At 68.8% G+C, this 25727-nt stretch carries 18 protein-coding genes, 2 tRNA genes and 2 rRNA genes; 8 read left to right on the top strand and 14 right to left on the bottom strand.

The annotated features are described in order from the left end of the window. Positions 1-61 precede the first annotated feature (61 nt). The 3 genes from BLV76_RS15570 to tyrS form a co-directional block, all read right to left on the bottom strand. Positions 62-3180: ribosomal RNA gene (locus BLV76_RS15570) — 23S ribosomal RNA — on the bottom strand. A gap of 543 nt (positions 3181-3723) precedes the next feature. Then, positions 3724-5238: ribosomal RNA gene (locus tag BLV76_RS15565) — 16S ribosomal RNA — on the bottom strand. Together the 16S and 23S rRNA genes form the textbook arrangement of a ribosomal RNA operon. Before the next feature lie 636 nt (positions 5239-5874). Next, the gene (tyrS, locus tag BLV76_RS15560) at positions 5875-7140 is read right to left on the bottom strand and encodes a tyrosine--tRNA ligase (protein WP_090970042.1); all 1266 of its coding nucleotides are present in this window, start codon (positions 7138-7140) and stop codon (positions 5875-5877) included. Between the two features lie 83 nt (positions 7141-7223). On the opposite strand from tyrS, the gene BLV76_RS15555 reads away from it, so the two are divergent. Continuing rightward, on the top strand, positions 7224-8609 hold the full coding sequence (locus tag BLV76_RS15555) for a serine/threonine-protein kinase (protein WP_090970039.1): 1386 nt from the start codon (positions 7224-7226) through the stop codon (positions 8607-8609). 14 nt (positions 8610-8623) lie between these two features. Here the strand turns inward: BLV76_RS15555 and BLV76_RS15550 are convergent, their stop codons facing one another. The 4 genes from BLV76_RS15550 to BLV76_RS15535 form a co-directional block, all read right to left on the bottom strand. Continuing rightward, positions 8624-9301, bottom strand: coding sequence for a response regulator (locus BLV76_RS15550; protein WP_090970037.1), 678 nt, complete (start codon positions 9299-9301; stop codon positions 8624-8626). After that, positions 9298-10575, bottom strand: coding sequence for a sensor histidine kinase (locus BLV76_RS15545; RefSeq protein ID WP_090970035.1), 1278 nt, complete (start codon positions 10573-10575; stop codon positions 9298-9300). The genes BLV76_RS15550 and BLV76_RS15545 overlap by 4 nt, the downstream gene beginning before the upstream one ends. Before the next feature lie 32 nt (positions 10576-10607). Continuing rightward, positions 10608-11027 carry a hypothetical protein gene (locus BLV76_RS15540; protein WP_090970033.1) on the bottom strand — a complete coding sequence of 140 codons (420 nt, stop codon included), beginning with the start codon at positions 11025-11027 and terminating at the stop codon, positions 10608-10610. 83 nt (positions 11028-11110) lie between these two features. Continuing rightward, the gene (locus BLV76_RS15535) at positions 11111-11854 is read right to left on the bottom strand and encodes a TetR/AcrR family transcriptional regulator (protein ID WP_217630360.1); all 744 of its coding nucleotides are present in this window, start codon (positions 11852-11854) and stop codon (positions 11111-11113) included. Positions 11855-11987: 133 nt separating this feature from the next. Here BLV76_RS15535 and BLV76_RS15530 point away from each other — a divergent pair, with 133 nt between their 5' ends. Then, positions 11988-13445, top strand: coding sequence for an MFS transporter (locus BLV76_RS15530; protein ID WP_090970029.1), 1458 nt, complete (start codon positions 11988-11990; stop codon positions 13443-13445). A gap of 11 nt (positions 13446-13456) precedes the next feature. On the opposite strand, the gene BLV76_RS15525 is transcribed toward BLV76_RS15530, so the two are convergent. Beyond that, a tRNA-Ile gene (locus BLV76_RS15525) sits at positions 13457-13533 on the bottom strand. 110 nt (positions 13534-13643) lie between these two features. Here BLV76_RS15525 and BLV76_RS15520 point away from each other — a divergent pair. Continuing rightward, on the top strand, positions 13644-15389 hold the full coding sequence (locus BLV76_RS15520; protein ID WP_090970027.1) for a sensor histidine kinase: 1746 nt from the start codon (positions 13644-13646) through the stop codon (positions 15387-15389). 21 nt (positions 15390-15410) lie between these two features. Here the strand turns inward: BLV76_RS15520 and BLV76_RS15515 are convergent, their stop codons facing one another. After that, a complete protein-coding gene (locus BLV76_RS15515) occupies positions 15411-16364 on the bottom strand; it encodes a GNAT family N-acetyltransferase (protein WP_090970025.1) in 954 nt (317 codons plus the stop codon). Positions 16365-16488: 124 nt separating this feature from the next. Here BLV76_RS15515 and BLV76_RS15510 point away from each other — a divergent pair, with 124 nt between their 5' ends. Both BLV76_RS15510 and BLV76_RS15505 read left to right on the top strand, forming a co-directional pair. After that, positions 16489-17961 (top strand): DUF1800 domain-containing protein, encoded by a 1473-nt coding sequence (locus BLV76_RS15510; protein ID WP_175539698.1) that lies wholly within the window; start codon positions 16489-16491, stop codon positions 17959-17961. Position 17962: 1 nt separating this feature from the next. Then, the gene (locus BLV76_RS15505; RefSeq protein WP_090970019.1) at positions 17963-19270 is read left to right on the top strand and encodes a DUF1501 domain-containing protein; all 1308 of its coding nucleotides are present in this window, start codon (positions 17963-17965) and stop codon (positions 19268-19270) included. Positions 19271-19274: 4 nt separating this feature from the next. On the opposite strand, the gene BLV76_RS15500 is transcribed toward BLV76_RS15505, so the two are convergent. Next, on the bottom strand, positions 19275-20477 hold the full coding sequence (locus tag BLV76_RS15500; RefSeq protein WP_090970017.1) for a molybdopterin-dependent oxidoreductase: 1203 nt from the start codon (positions 20475-20477) through the stop codon (positions 19275-19277). Positions 20478-20581: 104 nt separating this feature from the next. On the opposite strand from BLV76_RS15500, the gene BLV76_RS15495 reads away from it, so the two are divergent. Further along, the gene (locus BLV76_RS15495) at positions 20582-21331 is read left to right on the top strand and encodes a PIG-L deacetylase family protein (protein ID WP_090970015.1); all 750 of its coding nucleotides are present in this window, start codon (positions 20582-20584) and stop codon (positions 21329-21331) included. Between the two features lie 6 nt (positions 21332-21337). Here BLV76_RS15495 and BLV76_RS22630 read toward each other — a convergent pair whose 3' ends face one another. From BLV76_RS22630 to dnaG, 4 genes are all read right to left on the bottom strand, one after another. Then, the gene (locus BLV76_RS22630) at positions 21338-22153 is read right to left on the bottom strand and encodes a hypothetical protein (protein WP_175539697.1); all 816 of its coding nucleotides are present in this window, start codon (positions 22151-22153) and stop codon (positions 21338-21340) included. Positions 22154-22388: 235 nt separating this feature from the next. Beyond that, positions 22389-22461 (bottom strand) — tRNA-Asn (locus tag BLV76_RS15485). Between the two features lie 52 nt (positions 22462-22513). Continuing rightward, positions 22514-23020, bottom strand: a complete 507-nt coding sequence (locus BLV76_RS15480) for a hypothetical protein (protein WP_090970011.1) — start codon at positions 23018-23020, stop codon at positions 22514-22516. Further along, positions 23017-24918, bottom strand: coding sequence for a DNA primase (gene dnaG, locus BLV76_RS15475; protein ID WP_090970009.1), 1902 nt, complete (start codon positions 24916-24918; stop codon positions 23017-23019). Before dnaG ends, BLV76_RS15480 begins: the two co-directional genes overlap by 4 nt. Before the next feature lie 136 nt (positions 24919-25054). Here dnaG and BLV76_RS15470 point away from each other — a divergent pair, with 136 nt between their 5' ends. After that, positions 25055-25462 (top strand): phage holin family protein, encoded by a 408-nt coding sequence (locus BLV76_RS15470; protein WP_090970007.1) that lies wholly within the window; start codon positions 25055-25057, stop codon positions 25460-25462. Next, complete coding sequence (locus tag BLV76_RS15465; RefSeq protein WP_090970005.1) at positions 25455-25706, top strand: DUF3618 domain-containing protein; 252 nt, start codon at positions 25455-25457, stop codon at positions 25704-25706. Before BLV76_RS15470 ends, BLV76_RS15465 begins: the two co-directional genes overlap by 8 nt. Positions 25707-25727: the final 21 nt, after the last annotated feature.

Raw genomic sequence — 25727 nt, 5'->3', positions numbered from 1 at the left:
GCGCGGGTGTCTTACGTGTGTACGTCTGCCACAGATTGTTTTGTGGTGTTGTGTACGTGGTTGGGACAAGCCCTCGGCCTATTAGTACCGGTCGGCTGGGCATTACTGCTGTACACCTCCGGCCTATCAACCCCATGTTCTGTGGGGGGCCTTACCCACTTACGTGGTGGGAAACCTCATCTTGAAACGTGCTTCCCGCTTAGATGCATTCAGCGGTTATCACTTCCGAACGTAGCCAACCAGCCGTGCTCCTGGCGGAACAACTGGCACACCAGAGGTTCGTCCATCCCGGTCCTCTCGTACTAGGGACAGCCTTTCTCAAGTTTCCTGCGCGCGCGGCGGATAGGGACCGAACTGTCTCACGACGTTCTAAACCCAGCTCGCGTGCCGCTTTAATGGGCGAACAGCCCAACCCTTGGGACCTACTCCAGCCCCAGGATGCGACGAGCCGACATCGAGGTGCCAAACCATCCCGTCGATATGGACTCTTGGGGAAGATCAGCCTGTTATCCCCGGGGTACCTTTTATCCGTTGAGTGACCACGCTTCCACATGCCGTGGCCAGATCACTAGTTCCGACTTTCGTCCCTGCTCGACATGTCTGTCTCACAGTCAAGCTCCCTTGTGCACTTACACTCGCCACCTGATTGCCAACCAGGCTGAGGGAACCTTTGAGCGCCTCCGTTACATTTTAGGAGGCAACCGCCCCAGTTAAACTACCCATCAGGCACTGTCCCTGATCCGGATAACGGACCTAGGTTAGACATCTAGTACGACCAGAGTGGTATTTCAACGTTGACTCCACCCCAACTGGCGTCGAGGTTTCACAGTCTCCCACCTATCCTACACAAGCCGTACCAAACACCAATACCAAACTATAGTAAAGGTCCCGGGGTCTTTCCGTCCTGCCGCGCGTAACGAGCATCTTTACTCGTAGTGCAATTTCGCCGAGTCCATGGTTGAGACAGTGGGAAAGTCGTTACTCCATTCGTGCAGGTCGGAACTTACCCGACAAGGAATTTCGCTACCTTAGGATGGTTATAGTTACCACCGCCGTTTACTGGGGCTTAAATTCTCAGCTTCGACCCCGAAGGGTCTAACCGGTCCTCTTAACCTTCCAGCACCGGGCAGGAGTCAGTCCGTATACATCGTCTTACAACTTCGCACGGACCTGTGTTTTTAGTAAACAGTCGCTTTCCCCTGGTCTCTGCGGCCATCACCGCTTCCCCCAGCAAGTGGGTTCACGGATCCGGCCCCCCTTCTCCCGAAGTTACGGGGGCATTTTGCCGAGTTCCTTAACCATGGTTGTCTCGATCGCCTTAGTATTCTCTACTTGATCACCTGAGTCGGTTTGGGGTACGGGCGGCTAGTTTCTCGCTAGAGGTTTTTCTCGGCAGCATAGGATCACCCACTTCACCAAAAGTGGCTCCGCGTCACGTCTCAGGACATGTGTGGTGCGGATTTGCCTACACCACTCCCTACACGCTTGCCCACAGACAACCATCGCTGTGGCTGGGCTACCTTCCTGCGTCACCCCATCGCTTGACTACTACCAGCTCGGGTCCCACGCTCCGCCCACCAGCCTCGCCCCGAAGGGTCCGGTCCGATAGGTTTCGGGTGGTTAGCATCACCAGGTTCGTCATGGGCGAAACTTCGCCGGTACGGGAATATCAACCCGTTGTCCATCGACTACGCCTGTCGGCCTCGCCTTAGGTCCCGACTTACCCAGGGCAGATTAGCTTGACCCTGGAACCCTTGATCATTCGGCGCACGGGTTTCTCACCCGTGATTCGCTACTCATGCCTGCATTCTCACTCGTGTGGCCTCCACGCCTGGATCACTCCGACGCTTCACTGCCCACACGACGCTCCCCTACCCATCCAAAGCACTGAACCAACCTCAAGGGCGGCTTGCGTATTCTTTGAATGCCATAGCTTCGGCGGATGACTTGAGCCCCGCTACATTGTCGGCGCGGAATCACTTGACCAGTGAGCTATTACGCACTCTTTCAAGGGTGGCTGCTTCCAAGCCAACCTCCTGGTTGTCAATGCGACTCCACATCCTTTTCCACTTAGTCACCGCTTAGGGGCCTTAGCTGATGGTCTGGGCTGTTTCCCTCTCGACTACGGAGCTTATCCCCCGCAGTCTCACTGCTGCGCTCTCACTTACCGGCATTCGGAGTTTGGCTAACGTCAGTAACCTTGTAGGGCCCATCGGCTATCCAGTGCTCTACCTCCGGCAAGAAACACGCAACGCTGCACCTAAATGCATTTCGGGGAGAACCAGCTATCACGAAGTTTGATTGGCCTTTCACCCCTATCCACAGGTCATCCCCTCAGTTTTCAACCTAAGTGGGTTCGGTCCTCCACGTCGTCTTACCGACGCTTCAACCTGCCCATGGATAGATCACTTCGCTTCGGGTCTTGAGCGCGCTACTGAATCGCCCTATTCGGACTCGCTTTCGCTACGGCTACCCCACACGGGTTAACCTCGCAACACACCGCAAACTCGCAGGCTCATTCTTCAAAAGGCACGCCGTCACCCCCCACAAGGAGAAGCTCCGACGGATTGTAGGCACACGGTTTCAGGTACTATTTCACTCCCCGCCAGGGGTACTTTTCACCTTTCCCTCACGGTACTTGTCCGCTATCGGTCATCAAGGAGTATTTAGGCTTAACGGGTGGTCCCGCCAGATTCACACGGAATTTCAGGGGTTCCGTGTTACTTGGGAACACGCTCCAGAGCCAGTGCCTTACGTCTACGGGCCTATCACCCTCTACGGTACGGCTTTCCAACCGACTTCGACTTCCACACTGGTTTCTTACTCTGTACTGAGCCGGCAGACTCAATCGAGCGGTCCCACGACCCCGTACCTGCAACCCCTGCCGGGTATCACACAGACACGGTTTAGCCTCATCCGATTTCGCTCGCCACTACTCTCGGAATCACTGTTGTTTTCTCTTCCTGTCGGTACTGAGATGTTTCACTTCCCGACGTTCCCTCCACACACCCTATGTGTTCAGGTGCAGGTAACACGACATGACTCGTGCTGGGTTTCCCCATTCGGACACCCCCGGATCACAGCTTGGTTGCCAACTCCCCAGGGCTTATCGCAGGCTCCAACGTCCTTCATCGGCTCTTGATGCCAAGGCATCCACCATGTGCCCTTCATAGCTTGTCTCAACAACGTCACAACAACACAACACAAGAAAACTGCGCCATGGCGCCGTGCACACGTCGACAAACACAAAAGACAACAACCGGCCCACCCCACAATCAAGGAGCAGACCAGCAACACCACCAGCTCCCTCAAGACAAGGAGGAACCGGTGGCAACACACATACATCACGACCAACACGCCCCAGACCAGCCAAAACCGGCCAGGACCGTCAATCGCGAAAGATGCTCGCGTCCACTATGCAGATCTCAAACAACAACCCCACCAACCCCCTCAGACACGCAACGCGCACCCTCAGACGAAGAAGGACATCCAGAAGCACCAACCGATGACGGCTGATTCTTCAGGACCCAACAGTGTGTTCAACCACGTCCCCACCAACGTGGGACCCATGACCAGGCGACCACCACCACACCACAGCAGTGAGCTGCAGCATGATCGAGGACCTGACAGTCGACGTTCCACTAGTGAGACACCACCATGCGCCACCAGACATCACTGGACCTTGTGGCCAGCTAGCTGATGGTCGGGGCGTGTGCTCCTTAGAAAGGAGGTGATCCAGCCGCACCTTCCGGTACGGCTACCTTGTTACGACTTCGTCCCAATCGCCAGCCCCACCTTCGACGGCTCCCTCCACAAGGGTTGGGCCACCGGCTTCGGGTGTTGCCGACTTTCGTGACGTGACGGGCGGTGTGTACAAGGCCCGGGAACGTATTCACCGCAGCGTTGCTGATCTGCGATTACTAGCGACTCCGACTTCATGGGGTCGAGTTGCAGACCCCAATCCGAACTGAGACCGGCTTTTTGGGATTCGCTCCCCCTCACGGGATCGCAGCCCTTTGTACCGGCCATTGTAGCATGCGTGAAGCCCTGGACATAAGGGGCATGATGACTTGACGTCATCCCCACCTTCCTCCGAGTTGACCCCGGCAGTCTCCTATGAGTCCCCACCATTACGTGCTGGCAACATAGAACGAGGGTTGCGCTCGTTGCGGGACTTAACCCAACATCTCACGACACGAGCTGACGACAGCCATGCACCACCTGTACACCCCCAAAAGAAGCCCCATCTCTGGAGCGGCAGGGTGTATGTCAAACCCAGGTAAGGTTCTTCGCGTTGCATCGAATTAATCCGCATGCTCCGCCGCTTGTGCGGGCCCCCGTCAATTCCTTTGAGTTTTAGCCTTGCGGCCGTACTCCCCAGGCGGGGCGCTTAATGCGTTAGCTGCGGCACGGAATCCGTGGAATGGACCCCACACCTAGCGCCCAACGTTTACGGTGTGGACTACCAGGGTATCTAATCCTGTTCGCTCCCCACACTTTCGCTCCTCAGCGTCAGGTCATTCCCAGAGAACCGCCTTCGCCACCGGTGTTCCTCCTGATATCTGCGCATTTCACCGCTACACCAGGAATTCCGTTCTCCCCTGAATACCTCTAGTCTGCCCGTATCGAAAGCAAGCGCCGTGTTAAGCACGGCGTTTTCACTCCCGACGCGACAAACCGCCTACGAGCCCTTTACGCCCAATAATTCCGGACAACGCTCGCACCCTACGTATTACCGCGGCTGCTGGCACGTAGTTGGCCGGTGCTTCTTTACCTGTTACCGTCACTTGCGCTTCGTCACAGGCGAAAGAGGTTTACAACCCGAAGGCCGTCATCCCTCACGCGGCGTTGCTGGATCAGGCTTCCGCCCATTGTCCAATATTCCCCACTGCTGCCTCCCGTAGGAGTCTGGGCCGTGTCTCAGTCCCAGTGTGACCGGTCACCCTCTCAGGCCGGCTACCCGTCGAAGCCATGGTGAGCCATTACCTCACCATCAAGCTGATAGGCCGCGAGCACATCCCTGGCCGAAAAACTTTCCACCAACAACCATGCGGAAGTCGGTCATATCCGGTATTAATCACCGTTTCCGGTGGCTATCCCAAAGCCAGGGGCAGATTACTCACGTGTTACTCACCCGTTCGCCGCTCGAGTACCACCGAAGTGGCCTTTCCGCTCGACTTGCATGTGTTAAGCACGCCGCCAGCGTTCGTCCTGAGCCAGGATCAAACTCTCCATCGAAAACCATCAACCCCACCCACCCCACAAAAAGAGGGCAGACAAGGCGACTATCAATAAGAGCCACATCCATGACTGAACAAAACTAGCGAAAGACACCCCAACCAAAAGGTCAAGGCATCAGCCAGAATCATTGTCAAAGAAACCGCGACACCACACCCCAACCAAAAAGGCCAGAGCAAACATGATGTCAACGGGGCATAACAAACTAATTCGTCGACTAATCAAACACACTGTTGAGTTCTCAAAAATCAGACGCACCCACATCGCGATCCGGTGAGGATCTCGGTTGCGTGAGGCAACTGGTGAAACCTAGCGAGTGACTTTCTGCCGTGGCAAATCCTCGGCTGTTTCACTCTGACCCACTGGTGTCACCGTGACCGATGACCGCTTCGGGTTGTCCTGCCCGGGGCCGGGAGCCCGACCTGACCGGTCTTGCTCCCCGCCGCTCCCTGGCGACAAAGAGAACAGTATGCGTACTCATGACAACGCGCAAATCGAGATGGTGTGACCGCGAGCACATCGACGTTTTCGCAGGTCAGAGGCCTGTTGTGACGGATGGGGCGCCAGGCACCGGCCTGTCGGCCCGCTCCTGACGCCCCCTCTCGCGGTCATCCACCGGTCATCGTGAGGTCCCTGTCAGGACACCTCGACGCCTGCGAAGTTCTTCTTCCCGCGTCGCAGCACGAGCCACGAGCCGGCGACGAGGTCGGCCGCGGTGGGCTGGAGCTCGACGTCCTCGACGCGGACGTTGTTGAGGTACGCCCCTCCCTCGGCCACGGTGCGTCGCGCCTCTCCCTTGCTCTTCGCGAGGCCGGCCGCCACGAGCAGGTCGAGGATCCCGGGCAGGTCGCCGGCGGGGAGCGTCGTACCTCCCGCCTCGCGGAGCGCGGCACCCAGCGTGTCGGGCTTGATCGCCGACAGGTCGCCCCCGCCGAACAGCGCCGCGGCCGCGGCCTTGGCCTGCTCGACCTCGTCGGCGCCGTGCACCAGCGCGGTAACCTCGTCGGCTAGGCGCTTCTGACCGGCACGCAGGAACGGCTTCTCGGAGGTCTGCTGCCCGAGGTCCTCGATCTCCTCCCGGGTGAGGAAGGTGAAGATACGCAGCATCTCCCCGACCTTCTCGTCCTCGACGTTGAGCCAGAACTGGTGGAAGGCGTAGGGCGACATCATCGTCGGGTCGAGCCAGAGGGCGCCGCCCTCGGTCTTGCCGTACTTGGTGCCGTCGGTCTTGGTGATCAGCGGCGTGGCGAAGGCGTACACGCCCTCCCCGGTCACCCGTCGCACCAGGTCGGCGCCCCCGGTGATGTTGCCCCACTGGTCGGAGCCCCCGAACTGCAGCGAAACCCCGTGCTCGCGGAACAGGTTGAGGTAGTCCATGGACTGGAGCAGGACGTAGGAGAACTCGGTGTAGCTGATGCCCGACTCGAGGCGGCGCTTCACCGTGTCGCGGGCGAGCATCCGGTTGACCGGGAAGTGCTTGCCGATGTCGCGCAGGAAGTCGATCGTCGACAGCGACGCGGTCCAGTCGTAGTTGTTGACCGTGGTCGCGGCGTTGTCGCCCTCGAACGTCACGAACCGCGACACCTGCTCGCGCACCCGCTCGGTCCAGTCCTTCACCGTGTCGAGCGAGTTGAGCGTGCGCTCGCCCGAGTCGCGCGGGTCGCCGATCATCCCGGTGGCGCCGCCGACGAGGATGTAGGGCGTGTGGCCGGCCTCCTGGAGCCGCCGCGCGGTGACCAGCTGGACGAGGTTGCCCATGTGCAGGCTGGGTGCGGTCGGGTCGAAGCCCACATAGAACTTGACGCTCCCCTCGCCCAGCGCCGCGCGGAGCGCGTCGCGGTCGGTGGAGTGCGCGACCAGGCCGCGCCACTCCAGCTCGTCGAGGACATTCGGGGTCGTCACGTGGGTTCCTTCTCGTTCGTCAGCGGTGAGGTCGTTTGGTCGTCGCGCACTAGCCTAGGGCGAGCACGCAGTGAGGAGCGCACGTGATCGCAGGCAGGTACCGGCTCGAGCGGGAGATCGGCCGAGGCGGTTCGGGGACCGTCCACCTCGGCCACGACGAGGTGCTCGGCCGTGCGGTGGCGATCAAGCGCATCGGCGTGATGCCCGGCTCCGAGGCGCAGCACCTCGAGCGCGCGGCGCGGGAGGCGCGCCTGGCCGCCGCGCTGAACCACCCGAACGTCGTCTCGGTGTTCGACCTCGTGGCCGAGGGCGACGTCCACTGGCTCGTGATGGAGTACGTCGACGGCGACCCCCTGAGCGACCTGGTCCGCCGCTCCGGGCCGCTCGAGGCGACGGAGGCCGCGGCCCTGCTGGCCCAGGTGGCCGACGCCCTCGCCGACGCCCACGAGGCCGGGATCGTGCACCGCGACGTGAAGCCCAGCAACATCCTGGTGGCCGCCGGTGTCGCCAAGCTCAACGACTTCGGGATCGCCCGCGCCTCCGACGACGCCTCGCTCACCCAGACCGGCCTCGTCACCGGCTCCCCCGCCTACCTCGCGCCCGAGGTCGCCTCCGGCTCGTCGGCCACCCCCGCGAGCGACGTGTGGTCGCTCGGCGCCACGCTCCACCACGCCGTGACGGGCCGCCCGCCCTACGAGGTCGGCGACAACCTGATCGGTGCCCTCTACAAGATCGTCCACGAGGACCCGCCGCGGCTGCCCGAGGACCACCCGCTGGCGGGCCTGCTGACGGTGATGATGCACCGCGACCCCGAGCACCGGTGGTCGATGCGCCGGGTCCGCGACGAGCTCGCCCGCGTCGCGCGCGGCCAGCGCTCGACCGCCCTCGCCGCGCCGGCCACGCCCACCCCGTCGTCGTACGCCACCGGGGTGATGGCGAGCGTCCCCGACGAGCCGGCGACCACGAGGCAGCAGCCCCGCGGCCGGACCTGGGCCTGGGTCGCGGCAGCGGCCGTGCTCGCGGTCGCGGCGGTCGTCACGGCCTACGTCTGGGCCGGGCGCGGCGGTACGCCGGAGGCATCGTCGGACGTGGGCACCCCGTCCGGCGGCACGTCGGCGACGTCCGGGACCACCACGCCGGCCGATCCCCCGCTGTCGGCGGAGGACACCCGCGCGCAGATGGACGCCTTCATCACCTCCTACATCGCGACGGTCACGACCGACCCGCGCGCGGCCTTCGAGCAGCTGACGCCGGACTTCCAGGCGGAGAGCGGCAACTACGGGGGCTACATCAGCTGGTGGAAGAAGGTGCGGACGGCGCAGCTGACCGAGGTCTCCAGCGACCCGTCGGACCTGACCGTGGCCTACACGGTCGACTACGTGATGAAGTCCGGCCAGCGCACCACCGACCGGATCCGGTTGCAGCTGCAGCGCCTCGACGACGGGTACCTGATCGCCGGCGAGGGCTGACCCGCACCGTCAGGTCACTCGCGCGCGGCGCCGAGGTCGTGGCGCTGCGCCCACAGGGCCGCCTGGGTGCGGTCCGCGACACCGATGCGCTGGTAGACCGACGTGAGGTGGGCCTTCACCGTGCGCTCGGTGATGCCGAGGCGCTGGGCGATCTGCTTGTTGAGCAGGCCCTCGACGACGAGCCGGAGGACCTCCGACTCGCGCGGGGAGAGGTCGGACGGACCGACGTCCGAGGACGGCGGGCCGCCGCCACGGCTCGTGCGGGTGAGCAGCCGGCGCGCCGCCCGGGGGTCGAGGGGCGACTCGCCCCGCGCGACCGCGCGGATGCCGTCGAGGAGCACCTCGGGCTCGGCGTCCTTGAGCAGGTAGCCGACGGCTCCTGCCTCGATCGCGGCGTCGATGCGCGCGTGGTCCGAGAACGAGGTCAGGACCAGCACCTCGGGACCGGCACCGTCACCCGCGTGCTCGTGCTCGGCGACGATGGCGCGCGTCGCCTCCACCCCGTCGAGCACCGGCATCTGGAGGTCCATCAGGACGACGTCGGGACGGTGCTCGCGCGCCAGTGCCACGGCCTCGCTGCCGTCGGCGGCCACACCGACGACCTCGAGGTCGTCGGTGGACTCGAGCAGGCCGGCCAGGCCACGTCGTACGACGGCGTGGTCGTCGGCGAGCACCACACGGATCCGGTTCATGCGAGGGGGACCTCCATCCGCACCATCGTTCCGGAGCCCGGGGTGGACTCCACCTCCATCGTGCCGCCGTGCTCGCGCACCAGGCTCTCGGCCGCGCGCAGGCCGAAGCGGTCGTTCCCCGGCACCGCGGCGGGCTCGAAGCCGGCGCCGTCGTCGACGACCTCCAGCAGCAGCGTGCCGCCCTGGCGGTGGACCGTCAGCGACATGCGTGTCGCTCCCGCGTGGCGGACCACGTTGCGCACGGACTCCTGGGCGACCCGCCAGACCAGCGCGACCGCGGACCTCGGTGCGCCCTCGTCGCCGCTGACGTCGACGTCGACGTGGACGCCGGTGGCGACCAGCGGGGCGACGAGGTCGTGGAGCGCCGCCTCGATGCCGGCGGTGTGCAGGTCGGGCGGGTAGATCTCCACGAGCAGGGAGCGCAGCGCGCGCATGCTGACCCGCAGCGTGCGCCCGATCTCGTCCAGCTCCTCGCGGTCGGGTCCGTCGGCGCGGGCCGCCAGGGTGGACAGCGCCATCGACGACCCGGCGAGGTCCTGCACGACCCCATCGTGGAGGTCGCGCGCGATGCGGAGGCGCTCGCCCTCGGACGCACGCACGGCTGCCTCGAGCAGCCGCTCGCGCTCGCGCGCCGCGCGCTGCAGGCGCCGCGACAGCAGCCAGACCAGGGGCGTGCTGAGGGCGACGAGGGCCAGGAGCGAGGCGATGGTGATCGGCAGGAAGCGGTCGAGGATCTGCGCCCGGCTCTCCCGGATCCGGTCGACCCCGAGGTAGGCCTCGAACAGCAGCGGCTCACCCTCCGGCGACTCGATGCGGGTGTAGACCTCCAGGAGGTCACCGCCGATCTCGCGCTCGAAGCGGTTCTCGGGCTTCGAGAGGTCGGAGAGCTCCGCGTCCGTGCCGCCGTCCTCGAGCACCTCGAGCTCGTCGGCGCCGAGCGGGTAGACGGCACCGATCAGCTCCGTCTGGTCGCTGTAGAGCACGGTGCCGTCGATGTCCCAGATCTTGATCCGCAGGACGTCTCCGACCAGCAGCCGGTCGAGCGCCGTGCGGTCCAGCTTGTCGATGGCGGCTGCGTCGCCGTCGACCAGTCCGCGCGGGATCGCCGGCTGGGCGACGGACGTGCCGAGCACCCAGGTCAGCGACCTGGCGTCGCCGACCGCCTCCTCGTCCGCGGCCGACCGGCTGAGCGCGCTCGTGACGACGAGGACCACGACGAGCACGGCGAGGCCCGTGGCGAGGAACTGCACCACGGGGTTCTTCAGCCAGCGCATGGATCTCCCGTCAGGTCCGGTCGGGTCGGGGATCAGTAGTCGACCACACCGCGACACACCTGGCCCGGGCGCCGGGCGCGGAAGGAGATCGTGTCGGTGCCCGCGAGGTCGACCATCCGGCGCTCGACCTCGAACGAGCCACTGCGCCCGGTCGTCCGGGCAGTGCCACGGTCGCTCACGGAGCCGTTGTGGCGCATGGTCCACGTCCAGCGCTGCCCGGGCGCGACGCGGTCGACCTCGCCCTCGACCTCGAGGCGACCGTCGTCGGACCTCACCTCGAGTTTCCACTCCCCGCGGCCGCTGCACGAGCCGCGGAGCTCCACCCGGTCGTCGTGCCCGCCCCCGCCGCCACCGTGGTCGTCGTCCCCGCCGCTCGCGACGGCCGGCGAGGCGGTCGCGCACGCGAGGGCCACCGCGGCGACGTACGCACGCGCGCGGGCGCTGCTGGTCATGGATCCTCCTGGACGTCGCGACCAACAGTGGCGGGCCCGGGGCCTCCGCGCGAGGTGTCCGATGGTGCTAGTACCCGCCGCGCTCAGCCGCCTGCCTGGAGCCGGAGCCCGGCGAGGAGGAGGTCGAGCCCGGCGCGGAACTGCTCCTGGTCGTCGTGGTGGGCGAACTCGTCGGCGATGCGGTGCACGAACGGGAACTCGGCGGGATCGAGCGAGCGCCACTGATCTGCGAACCGCCCGATGTACTCGTCGCGGGTGACGGTGCCGTCGAGCACCTCCGGTGGAGGCTTCTGACCGAGGTCTGCTGCGACGCCGACGACGAAGCCCATGACCGCGGAGACCGCGTGGAAGGCCTGGCGTGGATCGAGATCGAGGCGCAGCACCTGCTGCCCCATCCGCTCGTAGAGCGCGAGGGCGTGGGGCTGCACCTCGGTGTCGCGCATGAAGTAGGCGCCGAGCCACGGCCGGTCGGCGATGGCGTCGCACAGGGTCACCGCGATGCCGCGCAGCGCGTCGATGGGGTCGGGGGCGTCGGTGAACTGCTCGGAGTCGGCGAGCACCCCGCCCATGACGTGGTCGCTCGCGCGGTCGAGCAGCTCGTCCTTGTTGGCGACGTACCAGTAGATGCTCGCCGCTCCCCCGCCCAGCCGGGCGGCGAGGGCGCGGAAGGTGAGCGCCGACTCGCCCGCCTCGTCGAGGAGTGCCACCGCCTCGGAGATCACCGCCTCCATCGAGTGCGCGGCGCGTCGGCGCCCGCCCTGTGGAGTGCGCCCACCCTGGGGGTCGCGTCCTCGCCGCGGTCGTCGCGCGGTCTCCTCACCAGCCATGTGACCCATCCCATCACCTCGGTCGTCGACCGTGTCTTGCGGAATCATCGAACAGTGTTCTATGTTTCGAACGTTGTACGACAATCGTACAGCGTTCGATGATCCAGATCGACGCACCAAGGAGGTGCCTCCCATGACTGCTCTCACCACCCAGCCCGCGCCGGCCCGTACGTACTCCTCCCTCCGGGCGGCGTGGATCCCCCTGTCCGCGCTGTGCCTGGCCTTCTTCGTGGAGATGGTCGACAACACGCTCCTCACGATCGCGCTGCCGACCATCGGCCGCGACCTCGGCAGCGGCACCACCGCCCTGCAGTGGGTGACCGGCGCCTACTCCCTGACCTTCGGCGGCCTGCTCCTCACCGCCGGATCGATGGCGGACCGCATCGGCCGCCGCCGGGTCCTCCTCTGGGGTCTCAGCGCCTTCGGCGCGATCAGCCTGCTCGTCGTGCTCGTCGAGAGCGCCGGCGAGCTGATCGCCCTGCGCGCGGCCCTCGGTCTCGCGGCCGCCGCGATGGCGCCGATCACCAACTCGCTCGTCTTCCGCCTCTTCGAGGACCAGGCGCTGCGCATGCGCGCCATGACCGTGATGATCGTGGTCGGGATGAGCGGCTTCATCCTCGGCCCCGTCCTCGGCGGCTCGGTGCTGACGCACGTGCGCTGGGAGTGGCTGCTCGTGGTCAACGCCCCGATCGCGCTGATCGCGTGGATCGGCGTGCGCATCGGCGTCGCGGCCGACCTGCCCGAGGACCTGACCACCGACCGCCTCGACCTCCCCGGCGCCGTCTTCAGCATCGCCACGATCGGGCTCGCCTGCTACACGCTCACCAGCGGCATCGAGCACGGCTGGACCTCGCTCGTGACGGTCGGGTCGGCCCTCGGGTCGCTCCTCGCCCTCGTCGCGTTCGTGCGGCACGAGCGGCGTACGGCCGAGCCGATGCTCGACCTCGGCCTCTTCGCCAACGGCACCGTCCGCGGCGCCGCGATCGCGCAGGTCGCCACCTCGATCGCCATGGCGGGCGTGATGTTCGGCCTGATCCTGCACTACCAGTACGCCTACGGCTGGAGCCCGATGAAGGCCGGCCTGGCCAACCTCCCGCTCATCATCACGATGATCCTCGCGACCCCGGTCTCCGAGGGCCTGGGCAAGCGCCTCGGCCACCGGATCGCGTGCCTGGTCGGCGCCGGGCTGCTCGCCGGCTCCCTGGCCGGGCTCTCGTGGGCCGTCGACCACGGCTACGCCGCCATCGCGGTCTGCATCGTGGTGATGACGGTCGGCCTGCGGACCGTCATGACGATCTGCGCCGTGGCGCTCGTCGACGCGATGCCCGCGAACCGCACGTCGATCGGCACCGCGCTCAACGACACCGCGCAGGAGGTCGGCACCAGCGTCGGCACCGCCATCGTCGGCACCCTGATCGCCGCGCTCGTCACCTCCACCCTCCCCGCCGGGACGTGGAGCAGCGGCCTCGTCGCGTCGTTCTTCCACGGCGAGCGGGTCACCTACGCCGTGATCGCCGTGGTCGTCGGCGTCGTCGGCGCCTGGGGGGCGCTCACCCTCACCGACTCGCACTCGGTGGAGGAAGCGCACTGACCGGCACCGGTTGGTAGGGCGGGTGGGGCTCGAACCCACGACCCAAGGATTATGAGTCCTCTGCTCTGACCGACTGAGCTACCGCCCCCTGCGCCCGCGCAGCCTAGCGACCGGATCTGCGGATTTCGCGGCGCGGGGTCCCTGTCGCGTAGTTCAATCGAAGGGCGGCCCGACCGGCGCCGCTGATCGGGGGATCACATGGACGAGGTGACCGAGCGCCAGCACGGGCCCGGCCGGCTCCGGCTCGACGAGTCGACCCGCGAGCACCTGGAGGTGCTCGCGGAGGGCGCTGCCGCCCTCGCCGAGTTCAGCCTCGCCGCGATCAGCATCCGTGACGCCGACGAGCTCGAGGTGGTCGCGGCCTACGGACCCGGCGTCTCCGAGGCGATCGTCGGTCGCCGGCTGCCGGTGGCCCTCCTCGAGGCCGAGCTCGCCCACTCCGACGAGTGGGGCCCGTGGCGCTTCGTCCCCCACGACCGCGAGACCCCCGAGATCGCCGAGTACGGCTACGTCTCCGACGACGTCGTCGTCGACAGCCCGAACGCGTGGCACCCGCGCGACCTGCTCGCCGCTCCCCTGCTCGACGACGACGGCGAGCTCGTCGGCGTCCTCTCGGTGGACGTCCCGCTCGACGGCCTGCGCCCCGGCAAGCTCCAGCGCGAGCTGCTCGAGAAGTGCGCCGTCGTGACGCGACGCGCCGCGCTGGTCGCCCTCGAGCGGATGGAGCTCGCCGAGCAGGTCCGGCTGGCCCAGCAGACGCGCGACATCATCCGCAAGGCGCTCGGCGAGCCGACGCTCGCCCTGGTCCTCGAGGCCTCCCGCTCCGCGATCGCGCGCTGCTTCGACGCCTTCGGCATGTGGCTGACGACCTTCGACGCGCAAGGTGGGACGTCGACCTCGTGGTACGCCGAGGGTGCTGAGACCGACCCGCTCCTGGACGAGGTCGAGTCCGGGGCCGCGTTGCTGGCGCAGCGCTGCTGGGCCGAGCAGCGGGTGGCCGCCTTCTCGCGCGCGCAGCCCGACGCCGTCGGGCTCCCGCCCGACGAGTTCGACCAGCTGATGCGCTACCTCGAACGGATGGGCATCGGCTCCGTCCTGCTCGTCCCGCTCGGCGCGGGCACCGAGTGCCTCGGGTTCCTCTCGCTCACCCGCATCTCGGCCAGCCAGCGCTGGACCGACGTGGAGCTCGACGCCGCGCTCGACATCGGCCACGACCTGGGCATCGCGGTGGCCAACGCCCGGCAGGTCGACCAGCTCCGCCGCATCGACTCCTACCGCACCGAGCTGGTCAACACGCTCGCGCACGAGCTGCGCAACCCGCTCTTCACGGTGGCGGCCAACCTCGAGATGCTCGAGGACTCCGAGCTCGAGCCCTTCGACCAGAAGATGGTCACGTCGGCGAGCCGCGGCGTCGCGCGGCTCAGCAGCGTGCTCGAGGACCTGCTGACCATGGCGCGCGTTGCCGACCCCCACGCGGTGCTCGAGGCCGAGCCGGTCAACCTCCTCGAGGTCCTCGCCATCGTCGAGGAGGAGTGCGGCAGTGTGGCCGCGACCAAGGAGGTCGACTTCGTCGTGCACCCGCCGAGCGAGCCGTTCCTCGTGTCGGGGAGTCCCGACGAGCTGGTCCGGATGGTGTGCAACCTGTCGGGCAACGCGGTGAAGTACACCGACGCCGGCGGCAGGGTCGACGTACGCCTCACGCGGGCCGGTGACGAGGTCGTGGTGGCGGTCCAGGACACCGGCATCGGCATCTCCGAGGACGACCAGCGCCAGCTCTTCCAGGAGTTCTTCCGCTCCACGAACCCGGACGCCCTCGAGCGCCCCGGGACCGGGCTCGGCCTCGCGATCGTCGAGCGCATCGCCCGCCGCCACTCGGGCCGGGTCGAGCTGAGCTCGCGCGCCGGCGAGGGCACGACTGTCAGCGTCACCCTGCCGCTCGTCTGAGCCCGACCGGTCCCGGGCCGCTCACATCGGCACCTCGACCTCGACCATCCGCTCGACCACGCGGAAGCCGAGGGCGGTGTTGGTGCGGTGCATGGCGGTGTTGGTCGGCGCCGTCCAGGTGTGCACCACCCCCACCTCGTCGGGCAGGCCGGCGTAGTTGACCGCCTTGAGCGCACCGCCGAGCCGGTGGCCGCGGTGCGCGGGCATCACGAGGGTGTCGTCCTGCCAGCCGTAGTCGGCGCCGTGGGGGACGAAGAGCAGCGAGTAGCCGCCGAACACGCCGTCGGAGCGCCGGCGGGCGGCGGCCACGCGCAGGTCGTATGCGCGCATCAGCCGCTCCTCGGAGGTCGCGAGCCGCTCGTCGTCGAGCACCGTCGCCTCGACGTCGAGGTCTCCCGTGGGCACGTCGAGGTTCATCTGGTTGCGCATGGCGACGTAGGCGGCGCGGTGCTCGTCGGGGCAGCGACCACGCCACGCGACCACGTCGTACGCCTCGTGGAGCGGGACCTCCGCCACCGGGAGCTCGGCCAGGAGGTGGTCCTCGTGGTGCTTCTCGACCGCGCCCACGGCGGCGGCGAACCCGAGGCCCGCACCCGGCACCGCCAGGTCGGTCGTCACCTCTCCCCCGATGCGCCGTCGCCCCGCAGCCCGTGCTCGCGCGACGACCTCGTTCCAGAGGGCCCGACCGACGCCGTCGCGGCGGTGCGCGGGCAGGACGGCGACCTCGGCCCACCCGAGGTCGGTGTTCTCGGTGAGCGGCAGCTCCAGCTCGGCCGTGCCGACCACCTCCCCGTCGACGACCGCCTGCCACCAGGTCCGGTCCGCGTGCCGGCCCGGCGAGGTCGCCAGGACCTCGAACGCCTCGAGCGTGGTCGTCAGCGCGTAGGGGCGGTCGGCGCGGACGGCCCGCTCCAGCGCGTCGTGCCAGGCCCGCCGCGCGACCGGGTCCGTGGGGTCGAGCTCCTCGATCTTCACCGACGCATGCGATCACGACCGGCGGGTACGGCGCACGTGTAATTCCGGTTTCGACTTCGCGTTGCGCCCGCGCCGTGCGACAGTGATGCGTCTCGGAAGCGGCTCGGGTTACGGGAGGACCTCGGTGGCGGAGAAGAAGCCCAAGAACAAGCCTCAGGGCAAGGTCGCCCTGCTACCGCCCTCGCAGCGGCACCTCGTCACGCGGTTCGGCTACGGCGTCGACGCCACGCTCGCCGCCGACGTACGCCGCTCCGGCGGGGCCCAGGCGTGGTTCGAGCAGCAGCTCACCCGCCCCGGGTCCTTCCCCGACTCCGCCGCCGACGAGACGCGTCGCTGGTGGCCCGACCTCGACCGCGGGCCCCTGGAGCTGTGGAAGCGCCAGGTCCAGGAGATCCGCGGCGGCTGGCAGGTCATGGAGGACTACGGCCGCTGGCTCCTCGTGCGGCGGATCCGCACCCGCCGCCCGGTGCTCGAGAAGATGACGGAGTTCTGGGAGGGCATGCTCCACGTGCCCGTCAGCGGCGACGCGCACTTCACCTGGCGTGTCGACTACGGCGACACCGTCCGCAAGCACGCGCTCGGCCGCTTCGACGAGATGCTCGCCGAGACGACGACGCACCCCGCGATGCTGATCTTCCTGTCGGCCGCCCAGTCGACCAAGCGCGCCCCCAACGAGAACCTCGGCCGCGAGCTGATGGAGCTCCACACCCTCGGGGCGGGCAACTACGACGAGGACGACGTCAAGGCGTCCGCCCGGATCCTCACCGGCTACCACGTCGACATGTGGGAGACCTGGAAGGCGTCCTACGTCAAGGAGGACCACTGGACCGGCAAGGTGAAGGTCAAGGGCTTCACCCACAAGAACCGCAAGGGTGACGGGCGCGAGGTCACCCGGGAGTACCTCCACTACCTGGCCCACCACCCGCTCACCGCGCAGCACATCGCCGAGCGGCTGGCGACCAAGTTCGTCCGCGACGACCCGCCGAAGGCGCTGGTCAACCGGCTCGCCAAGGTCTACCTGAAGAACGACACCGCGATCGTGCCGGTGCTGCGGGCGCTGGTCGCGAGCAAGGAGTTCCGCTCCTCGGCCGGCAAGAAGCTCCGCGACCCCAGCGAGGACGTCGTCGCGACCTACCGCGCCCTGGGCGTGCGCCTGCGCAAGCCGAGCAAGGACGACTCCGGTGTCTACGCGATGCTCTGGCAGGCCTCCGGGCTCGGCCTCTCGCCGCACGCCTGGCCGCGACCCGACGGCACACCCGTCCGCAACGACATCTGGGCCTCCCCCGCGCGGGCCCTCGGCTCGATGGGGATGCACTGGTCGATGGCGGGCGCGTGGTGGCCGACGGTGGACCTCAACTACCGCGAGCCCAGCGAGTGGGTGCCGGCCAGGAAGCCGATCCGGTTCGCCGACCTCGTCGACGACGTCAGTCGCGACCTGCTCCACCGCCCCGCCACCAAGGGGCTCGTCACGACCGCCAGCCTGGCGACGGGCTGCCGCAGCAAGGAAAAGATCGACCGCGAGCACGGTCTCTACCAGTGGGGCTTCGCCCGCCTGCTCGCTGCCGTCCTCGACTCCCCCGACCACATGGCGTGCTGACATGACTGACAACCAGAACCTGCCCACCACGCCGGCCGCGACGACGCGGGCCTGCGGCTGCCCCGACTACGACGAGACCCGGCTCGCGCTCAGCCGCCGTGCCCTGATCGGCGGCACGGCGCTCGCCGGCGGGGCCATCGCCCTGGGTCCGGGCCTGGGCGGCGGCGGCCCGAGGGCGTACGCCGTCACCGGCCGCGCGTCGTCGAAGCTGTCCTCGCCGCTGGGCTCGGTGCTCGTGCTGCTGTCGCTGCGCGGTGCGGCCGACGGCCTCTCCCTGGTCGTCCCGCACGCCGACCCGAACTACTACGCCGCCCGCCCGCGCATCGGCATCCCCCAGGCGTCGCTGCTGGTGCCCGACGCGATGTTCGGCCTGCATCCGGCGCTCGCGCCGCTGGTGCCGATGTGGAACGCCGGCACCCTCGCGGCCGTGCACGCCACCGGGATGGCGACGCCGAACCGCTCGCACTTCGCGGCGATGGAGGCGATCGAGGACGCGGCTCCCGGCTCGACCGCCCGCAACGGCTGGCTCAACCGCCTCCTCGGCGAGCTCCCCGGCGCCTCCCCGCTCCAGGGCACGGCCATGGGCAACCAGATCCCGACGTCGCTCTTCGGCACCAACCCGGCGTTCGTGGTCGGGCGCGTCGACGACGCGAAGGTCGCGGGCACCGAGGACGACGGCCGCCGGTTGGCCTCGCTCAAGCACGCCTGGAAGGGCAGCGGCCCGATGAGCAAGGCCGTCCGCGACGCGATCGAGGGAGCCGAGACGTTCGGCCAGGCGCGCGACACCCCGGCGGGCAAGCCGGCGACGGCCTACCCCGGCACCGAGCTGGGCAGGGCGCTCTCCGACGTCTCGCGCATCGTGCGGTCCGGTGTCGGCGCCGAGGTGATCACGGTCGACCAGGGCGACTGGGACATGCACACCGACCTCGGCACGGTCGAGTGGGGCGACATGCGGCGCAACGCGGGCGACCTCGCCAGCGCGATCGCCGCGTTCTTCGCCGACCTCGGCCCGATGGCCGACCGGGTCACCCTCGTCACGCTGAGCGAGTTCGGCCGCCGGGTCAAGGAGAACGACGACTACGGCACCGACCACGGCTTCGGCAACGTCATGTTCGTCGCCGGCGCGGGCGTCAGGGGTGGGCAGTACTACGGCTCGTGGCCCGGCCTGCAGAACACCCTCGACGGCGACCTGCTGGTGACGACCGACTACCGCAGCGTGCTGACCGAGATCGTGACCAAGCGGTTCGGCGTCTCGGTGGCGCAGGTGTTCCCGGGCTTCGCCCCCACCCCCGTCGGCGTGATGGCCTGATCGCTCAGGCCGCCACCTGGACCGGGTGGCGGACGACGGCGTCGAAGAAGTAGCCCTGGCTGTTGGCGGCCGCGACCAGCGGCTGCGTGCGGCCGGCCTCGTCCGTGGCACGGGCCATCAGCTGACGCGCTCCTGGTCGCAGCCGCGGGCAGCGCACCGACCACTGCGTCCAGCCCTGTCCCTGCTGCGACCTGCGGTCGAGCACGGCAGGACGCCACGACCGGCCGTCGTCGAGGCTCACCGAGACCTGGGCGATCCTGCCGGCGCCGCTCCACGAGCGGCCGGTCAGCGTGGTCGGGCGCGAGGGCAGCGTCGCGCCGACGGCGAGCTCCCACGCCGAGCGCACCGGGTTGACCGTGAGCGGCGGCGAGTCGGCGGACCACTGCGGTCCGGTCATCCGGTACCACGTGGTGTTCCACGGCGACGTCAGCTCGCTGCGCGACACCTGGAGCGAGCCGAGCCACTTGATGCTGCCGATGCCGACCCACCCGGGCAGCACCAGGCGGAGCGGGAAGCCGTGGTCGGGCAGCAGGTCCTCCCCGTTCATGCCCCACGCGAGCAGCGCGTCGTCGAGGGCCTTGGAGACCGGGAAGGGCCGGCGGACGCGGCCGTGGTCGATGCCGCCGGAGACGTAGGGGTCGTCCAGGCCGGTCGCCTGGATCGACAGCGCGTCGGGGGCCAGCCCGAGCCGGCGGAGCACGTCGCGCAGCCGGACACCGGTCCAGCGCACGGTCCCGACGGAGCCCAGCGCCCACGGTGTGCCCGCCACCGTCTCGCCCTGCTGCTCGGTGAAGAAGCGCCGCCCGTTGCCCGTGCACTCGTGGGCGGCGGTCAGCTCGTGGCGCGGCAGCCGCTGGAGGTCGTCGAGGCTCAGGGTGAGCGCCTCCGCCTCCGTGCGCGGCGTCGCCAGCCCGTCGCCGTACACCCGCAGGGCGTAGCCGGTCCGGCTGATGGTGGGCGTGCGCGTGTGGTTGCGCACGAACAGCCGTGACTGGGGCGTGAGGTAGCGCCGGGGGTCGACCGAGCTCCACAGCATCTCCGCATTGGTCCCGTGGTCGACGAACCACTCGGGCGGCGTGGGCTTGAGGATGAACGGGGGCTGCGCGTGCGCCGGGGACCAGCGCCAGGCGGCGCCCGGGAGCAGGGAGGCACCGCCGAGCACGGCGGCGCCGGCGAGGAACCCGCGACGGGTGGGAGCGATCGTCATCCTCCGACCATAGCCGAGTAAGTCACTTGTTTCACTACACCATTGCTCGGGCGCCCCACGGGCACGGGGCAGACACACCGACCGCCGGGTGCCATGCTCGGGACATGACCGACCGCCCCGCCCCGCCGTCGTACGAGCCACTCCCGGAGGACTGGGAGACCGCACTCTTCGTGGTCGCCCACCCCGACGACATCGAGTACGGCGCCGCGGCGGCCGTGGCGCGCTGGACGGGGCAGGGCAAGCGGATCGTCTACTGCATGGTGACGAGCGGCGAGGCCGGCATCGACGGCCTCCACCCCGACGAGTGCGCGTCCGTCCGCGAAGCCGAGGAGATCGCCTCGGCCCGGATCGTCGGCGTCGACGAGGTGGTCTTTCTGCGACTGCCCGACGGCATCCTGGAGTACGGCGTCGCGCTGAGGCGGGCGATCGCGCAGGTCGTGCGCGAGCAGCGTCCCGACGTCGCCCTGACGATCAACTTCCGCGAGACGTTCGGCGGCACCAACCTCAACCAGGCCGACCACATCGCCGTCGGGCGCGCGCTGCTCGACGCGGTCCGCGACGCCGGCAACCGCTGGATCTTCCCCGAGCAGCTCACCGACGACCTCGAGCCCTGGGGCGGGGTGCGGGCTGTGTGGGCGGGCAACTCGCCGCAGGCGACGCACGCGGTGGACGTCACCGACACCTTCGACGCGGGCGTGGCCTCCCTCGAGGAGCACCGGGCCTACATCGACGGCCTCGGCTGGGACGGGTGGGACCCCGAGGAGTTCCTCGACGGCATCCTCCGCAGCGGCGGCCAGGGCCTCGGCGTGACCCACGCGGCCACGTTCGAGGTCTTCCCGCTCGGCTGGGGCTGAGCCCGGCTAGGACCTGCGGCCGAAGCGCGAGCGGCGCGGCGTGCGCCCTGCGCGCTGGCCACCGAAGCGGGCCCCCACCAGCGGCGGCGGCGCGACCTCCTCGGGCTCGGCGACCGCCTCCGGCTCCGGCGTGGCGTCGGCGGCGTCCGGGTCGAACTCGGTGGTGACGGACGCGAGGTCGTGGTCGGCCAGGATCGCGCGGATCTCGTCGATCATCGAGACGAGCTCACCGTCCTCGGCGTTCGTCGCCAGGGCGACGAGGGCGTGCCGGCCGATCGAGGCACCGATGACGGCACCCTGCTCGAAGCGCAGCCGCATGAAGCCCGTCGCGTGCTGGTCCTCCAGCGAGCGGAGGATGGCGAGCATCCGGTTGCCCACCTCCGCGAGGTGGTGCAGGTCCTGGCGCTCGCCCATCGCGGCGATGACCCGCGAGCCGGCCGTCACGACCGAGCTCCACTGCACGCCGTCCACCGCCATGATGCGCGCGAGACAGTGGTTGACGGCTGCGGTGGTGTCCACCGCACCGACGACCATGAAGCTCGGGACGACACGTTCCTCGAGCGGGGTGACCGACGCGCGGTAGGTGCCCTCGCCCGCGGGCGTCCACGTGACACCGACCGAGAGCCGGCGGCGGCCGAAGGCCTCCATCAGGCGGAGGTCGCCGGCCTCGACGAGCTCGCCCATCCGTCGCGCCAGCCGACCGGTGTACGGAAGGGCCGCGGCGAGCGCACCCGCGGCACCGTCGTCCCCCACCACGGTGCCGTCCGGACGTACGACGAATCCGGCCCCGACGGCCACGTCGTCGACCTGTTCCGCGCTCATGCGGCCACCCTCGCCCACCCCGGCCGTCGAACCCGGAGCCGTAACGCACAGTTCACACGCGGGGTCGAAAGCGTTACGTCGTGGCAACCGGGGAGCACCACGCGCCGAAACGTCCGCCTCCGACAGTGGTGACTGGCGGCCTCGACGCGTGGCATGGGGTTTCGGGGTCGCCACTCCACAACGGCGTGGAGTCGACGAAGGGCCCGAGGCATCCGCCTCGGGCCCTTCTCGTCTGCTCCCCCACCTGGACTCGAACCAGGAACCCTCCGATTAACAGTCGAATGCTCTGCCAATTGAGCTATAGGGGATCGCTGCAGCAGCGAGGCGAAACATTAGCAAGACCGGTCGCCGCGGGTGAAATCAGGGCAGCCCGACGTCGCGCTGCATCAGCTCGAGGGCCTCGCGCGCCGCCGCGCGGACCGCCGGGTCGTCGGGGTCGACCCCCTCGTCGTACTCGTTGACCCACTGCACGGCACCCGCGCCCGAGGGCGCGCGACGAGCGATCACGCGGAGCCCGCGACGGCCGCCCACCGTGACGTGGCGCTGCAGGACGATGCTGGCGGTCACCCGCTCGCGGACCAGCTCGAGCAGCCGACCCGGCTCGTCGAGCGTCACCGAGTGGACCGGGCGCTGCTCGCCCCACGACCCGACCTCGGAGAGCGTGAAGACGTCCGTGTCGCGGTCCCAGTGGGCCGCCTCGACCTGCTCCCACGGCACCCGGGTGGTCTCGCCGTCGGCGACGACGTAGAACGCGTCGCGGGTCCCGGCGAGGACGGTGCCGTCACCGGCGGTGGTGGCGGCCAGCACCCGCTCCCCCGGCGCGACCGTGACGGAGGGCGAGGACGTACGCCCGAAGCGCGGGCTCACGATGCGCTGCCGATCCCGACGGCGCCCTCGCGCAGCTTGCGGCGGTGCTGCTCGAGCATCACCAGCTCGCCGAACATGCGGTTGTAGTCGAGGGCCTGGTCGACCGGGTTTGTGCGCTGCAGGCGCGCCTTCACGTCGGCGATGCGCCGGGAGGTGGTGAGCTCCTGGAGGCGGTAGACGTAGGCGACGGCGAACGTCGGGGTCGGGTCGGAGGTGCCGCGCACCGGCTCGACACCGAGCTCGGTGATGGCGGCGGCGACCGCGGGATCGGTGGCCTTGCCGCGCACGTTGGTAGACCACGCCTGGTCGTCCTTCCCTGCCGCAGGCCCGCCTGCCGAGGTCACCGCCTCCCACACGCCCTGGAACGTCGGGTGAGTGAAGTCCGCCGCGGTGACGTGGGTGGTCGTGCGACCCACGCTCGACGGGTGCTGGATGACGAGCTTGAGCAGCTCGCGCTCGATGAGGAACCGGGGGTCGGACAGGCTCGGGAGCTGCGGGCGCGGCGGCTCGGGTGCGGCCTCCGGCTCGGCGGCGCGGGACGTGCGCCGCTCGTCCGGCTTCGGGGCGGGACGGCTGGCGGCGCGTCGCACCTCGCTGCGCACCTGGTCGACGTCGACGCCGACCATGTGCGCCAGCTCGCGGGAGAACGCGTCGACCTTCGTCTTGTCGCGGATGCTCGCCACCAGCCCCGCCGCGTCGCGCAGGGCGTCGACCCGGCCGTCGGCGCGGTCGAGGTCGTAGCGCGCGAGGATGTTGTCGAGCGCGAAGCGGTAGAGGGGCTGGCGCTTGGCGACCAGCTCGCGCACCGCCTCCTCGCCCTCCTTCATGCGCAGGTCGCAGGGATCCATGCCCTCGGGAGCGACCGCGACATAGGTCTGCGAGGCGAACACCTGGTCGCTGTCGAGCACCTTCATCGCGGCCTTCTGGCCGGCCGAGTCACCGTCGAAGGTGAAGATCACCTCGCCGCCCGTGGGGCCGTGGTCGCCCATGAAGCGCCGCAGCACCTTGGCGTGGTCCTGGCCGAACGCGGTGCCGCACGACGCGACCGCGGTCCTCACCCCCGAGAGGTGGCAGGCCATCACGTCGGTGTAACCCTCGACGACCACGGCCTGCTGGCTCTCCTTCATGGCGGTGCGGGCGAGGTCGATGCCGTAGAGGACGTGGCTCTTCTTGTAGATCGCGGTCTCGGAGGTGTTGAGGTACTTCGCCTCGATGCGGTCGTCGTCGAAGATCCGGCGGGCGCCGAAGCCGATGGTGTCGCCGTTGGCCTCGCGGATCGGCCAGACCAACCGGCCGCGGAAGCGGTCGTAGTGGGAACGGCCCAGGGCGACGAGACCGGCCGCGACGCTCTCCTCGTCGGTGATCCGGCGGGCGCGCAGGTGGCGGGTCAGCGCCTCACCCTCGCGGGGCGCGAATCCGACGCCGAACATCTCGGCGGCCGCCTGGTCGAAGCCGCGCTGGCCGAGGAACTGCCGGGCGACGAGTGCGTCGGCGGTGGCGAGCTGGTCGGCGTAGAACTCCTGGGCGACCTTGTGCGCCTCGATGAGCCTCGCCCGGGCCGGGCCGCGGGGGCGTTGCGGCTCGTCGTCGCCGTCCTCGCGACGGAGCTGGACGCCGTACTTCTCCGCGAGCCGCTCGACGGTCTCGGTGAAGGTGAGGCCGTCGACCTTCATCAGGAACGAGATGACGTCGCCACCCTCGCCGCACCCGAAGCAGTGGTAGAAGGATCGCGAGGGGTTCACGTTGAACGACGGTGTCTTCTCGTCGTGGAAGGGGCAGAGGCCCTTCAGCGTGCCGCCGCCGGCGCGCTTGAGCGTGACGTACTCGGAGATGACGTCGTCGATCCGCGCCTTCTCGCGCACCTCGGCGATGTCGTCGTCGCGAATCCGGCCTGCCACGCCGGGGAGTCTACGGCGGCGCACCCACGCGCGGACCCGGGTCTCCACACCCGCCTCCCCCTGCCCTGCCGGCCGGCCCCACCCCTGGGGGTTGACCGGGCTGGTGACGGGCCGGGGAGTTTGGGAGGGTCGATGCATGACGCCCCAGCACGGAGAACCAGAGACCCAGACCCTGGGCGCTCTCGTCCACCAGCTGTCCGAGCAGATCCCCGGTCTCGTCCGCTCCGAGATCCGCCTCGCCCAGGCCGAGGTCGCCGAGAAGGGCCGGCACGTCGGGATCGGGATCGGGATGTTCGGGGCCGCCGGGTTGCTGGGGTTCCTCTCGCTCGCGTCCTTCGTGGCCGCTGCGATCCTCGGCCTGGCCCAGGTCGTCGACGGATGGCTCGCCGCCCTGATCGTGGCGGTCGTGCTGCTCGGCGCCACCGCCGTCGCCGGGCTGCTCGGGAAGGGGCAGGTGTCCGAGGCGACGCCGCCCGCGCCGGAGAGGGCGATCGACGGCATCAAGGAGGACATCGCGACGATGAAGGGAGACCACCATGGCTGAGTCCAGGACGCCGGAGGAGCTCGAGGCGGAGATCGCCCTCCAGCGCGAGCAGCTGGCCGGCACGGTCGACGAGCTCGCGGCCAAGCTCGACGTGAAGGCGCACGCGCAGCACACCGTCGCCGACCTCAAGGACGCCGCGACCACCGACTCCGGCAAGCCCCGTCCCGAGGTGCTCGCCGCCGCCGGGTCCCTCGTGGCCATGGCCGTCGTCCTCGTCGTCTGGCGCCTGCGGCGCCACCGCTGAACCCACCCCACTGCTGAGGGA

The organism is Nocardioides exalbidus (assembly GCF_900105585.1).
In the GTDB taxonomy this organism is placed as follows: Bacteria; Actinomycetota; Actinomycetes; order Propionibacteriales; family Nocardioidaceae; genus Nocardioides; species Nocardioides exalbidus.
This window is presented reverse-complemented; position numbering and strand designations above follow the sequence as displayed.

Bases quoted from the DNA above. Each gene is read 5' to 3' on its own strand.
- BLV76_RS15550 (WP_090970037.1), bottom strand. From the start codon at position 9,301: ATGAACCGGATCCGTGTGGTGCTCGCCGACGACCACGCCGTCGTACGA.
- BLV76_RS15545 (WP_090970035.1), bottom strand. From the start codon at position 10,575: ATGCGCTGGCTGAAGAACCCCGTGGTGCAGTTCCTCGCCACGGGCCTC.
- BLV76_RS15540 (WP_090970033.1), bottom strand. From the start codon at position 11,027: ATGACCAGCAGCGCCCGCGCGCGTGCGTACGTCGCCGCGGTGGCCCTC.
- BLV76_RS15535 (WP_217630360.1), bottom strand. From the start codon at position 11,854: ATGGCTGGTGAGGAGACCGCGCGACGACCGCGGCGAGGACGCGACCCC.
- BLV76_RS15530 (WP_090970029.1), top strand. From the start codon at position 11,988: ATGACTGCTCTCACCACCCAGCCCGCGCCGGCCCGTACGTACTCCTCC.
- BLV76_RS15520 (WP_090970027.1), top strand. From the start codon at position 13,644: ATGGACGAGGTGACCGAGCGCCAGCACGGGCCCGGCCGGCTCCGGCTC.
- BLV76_RS15505 (WP_090970019.1), top strand. From the start codon at position 17,963: ATGACTGACAACCAGAACCTGCCCACCACGCCGGCCGCGACGACGCGG.
- BLV76_RS15500 (WP_090970017.1), bottom strand. From the start codon at position 20,477: ATGACGATCGCTCCCACCCGTCGCGGGTTCCTCGCCGGCGCCGCCGTG.
- BLV76_RS15495 (WP_090970015.1), top strand. From the start codon at position 20,582: ATGACCGACCGCCCCGCCCCGCCGTCGTACGAGCCACTCCCGGAGGAC.
- BLV76_RS22630 (WP_175539697.1), bottom strand. From the start codon at position 22,153: ATGAGCGCGGAACAGGTCGACGACGTGGCCGTCGGGGCCGGATTCGTC.
- BLV76_RS15470 (WP_090970007.1), top strand. From the start codon at position 25,055: ATGACGCCCCAGCACGGAGAACCAGAGACCCAGACCCTGGGCGCTCTC.
- BLV76_RS15465 (WP_090970005.1), top strand. From the start codon at position 25,455: ATGGCTGAGTCCAGGACGCCGGAGGAGCTCGAGGCGGAGATCGCCCTC.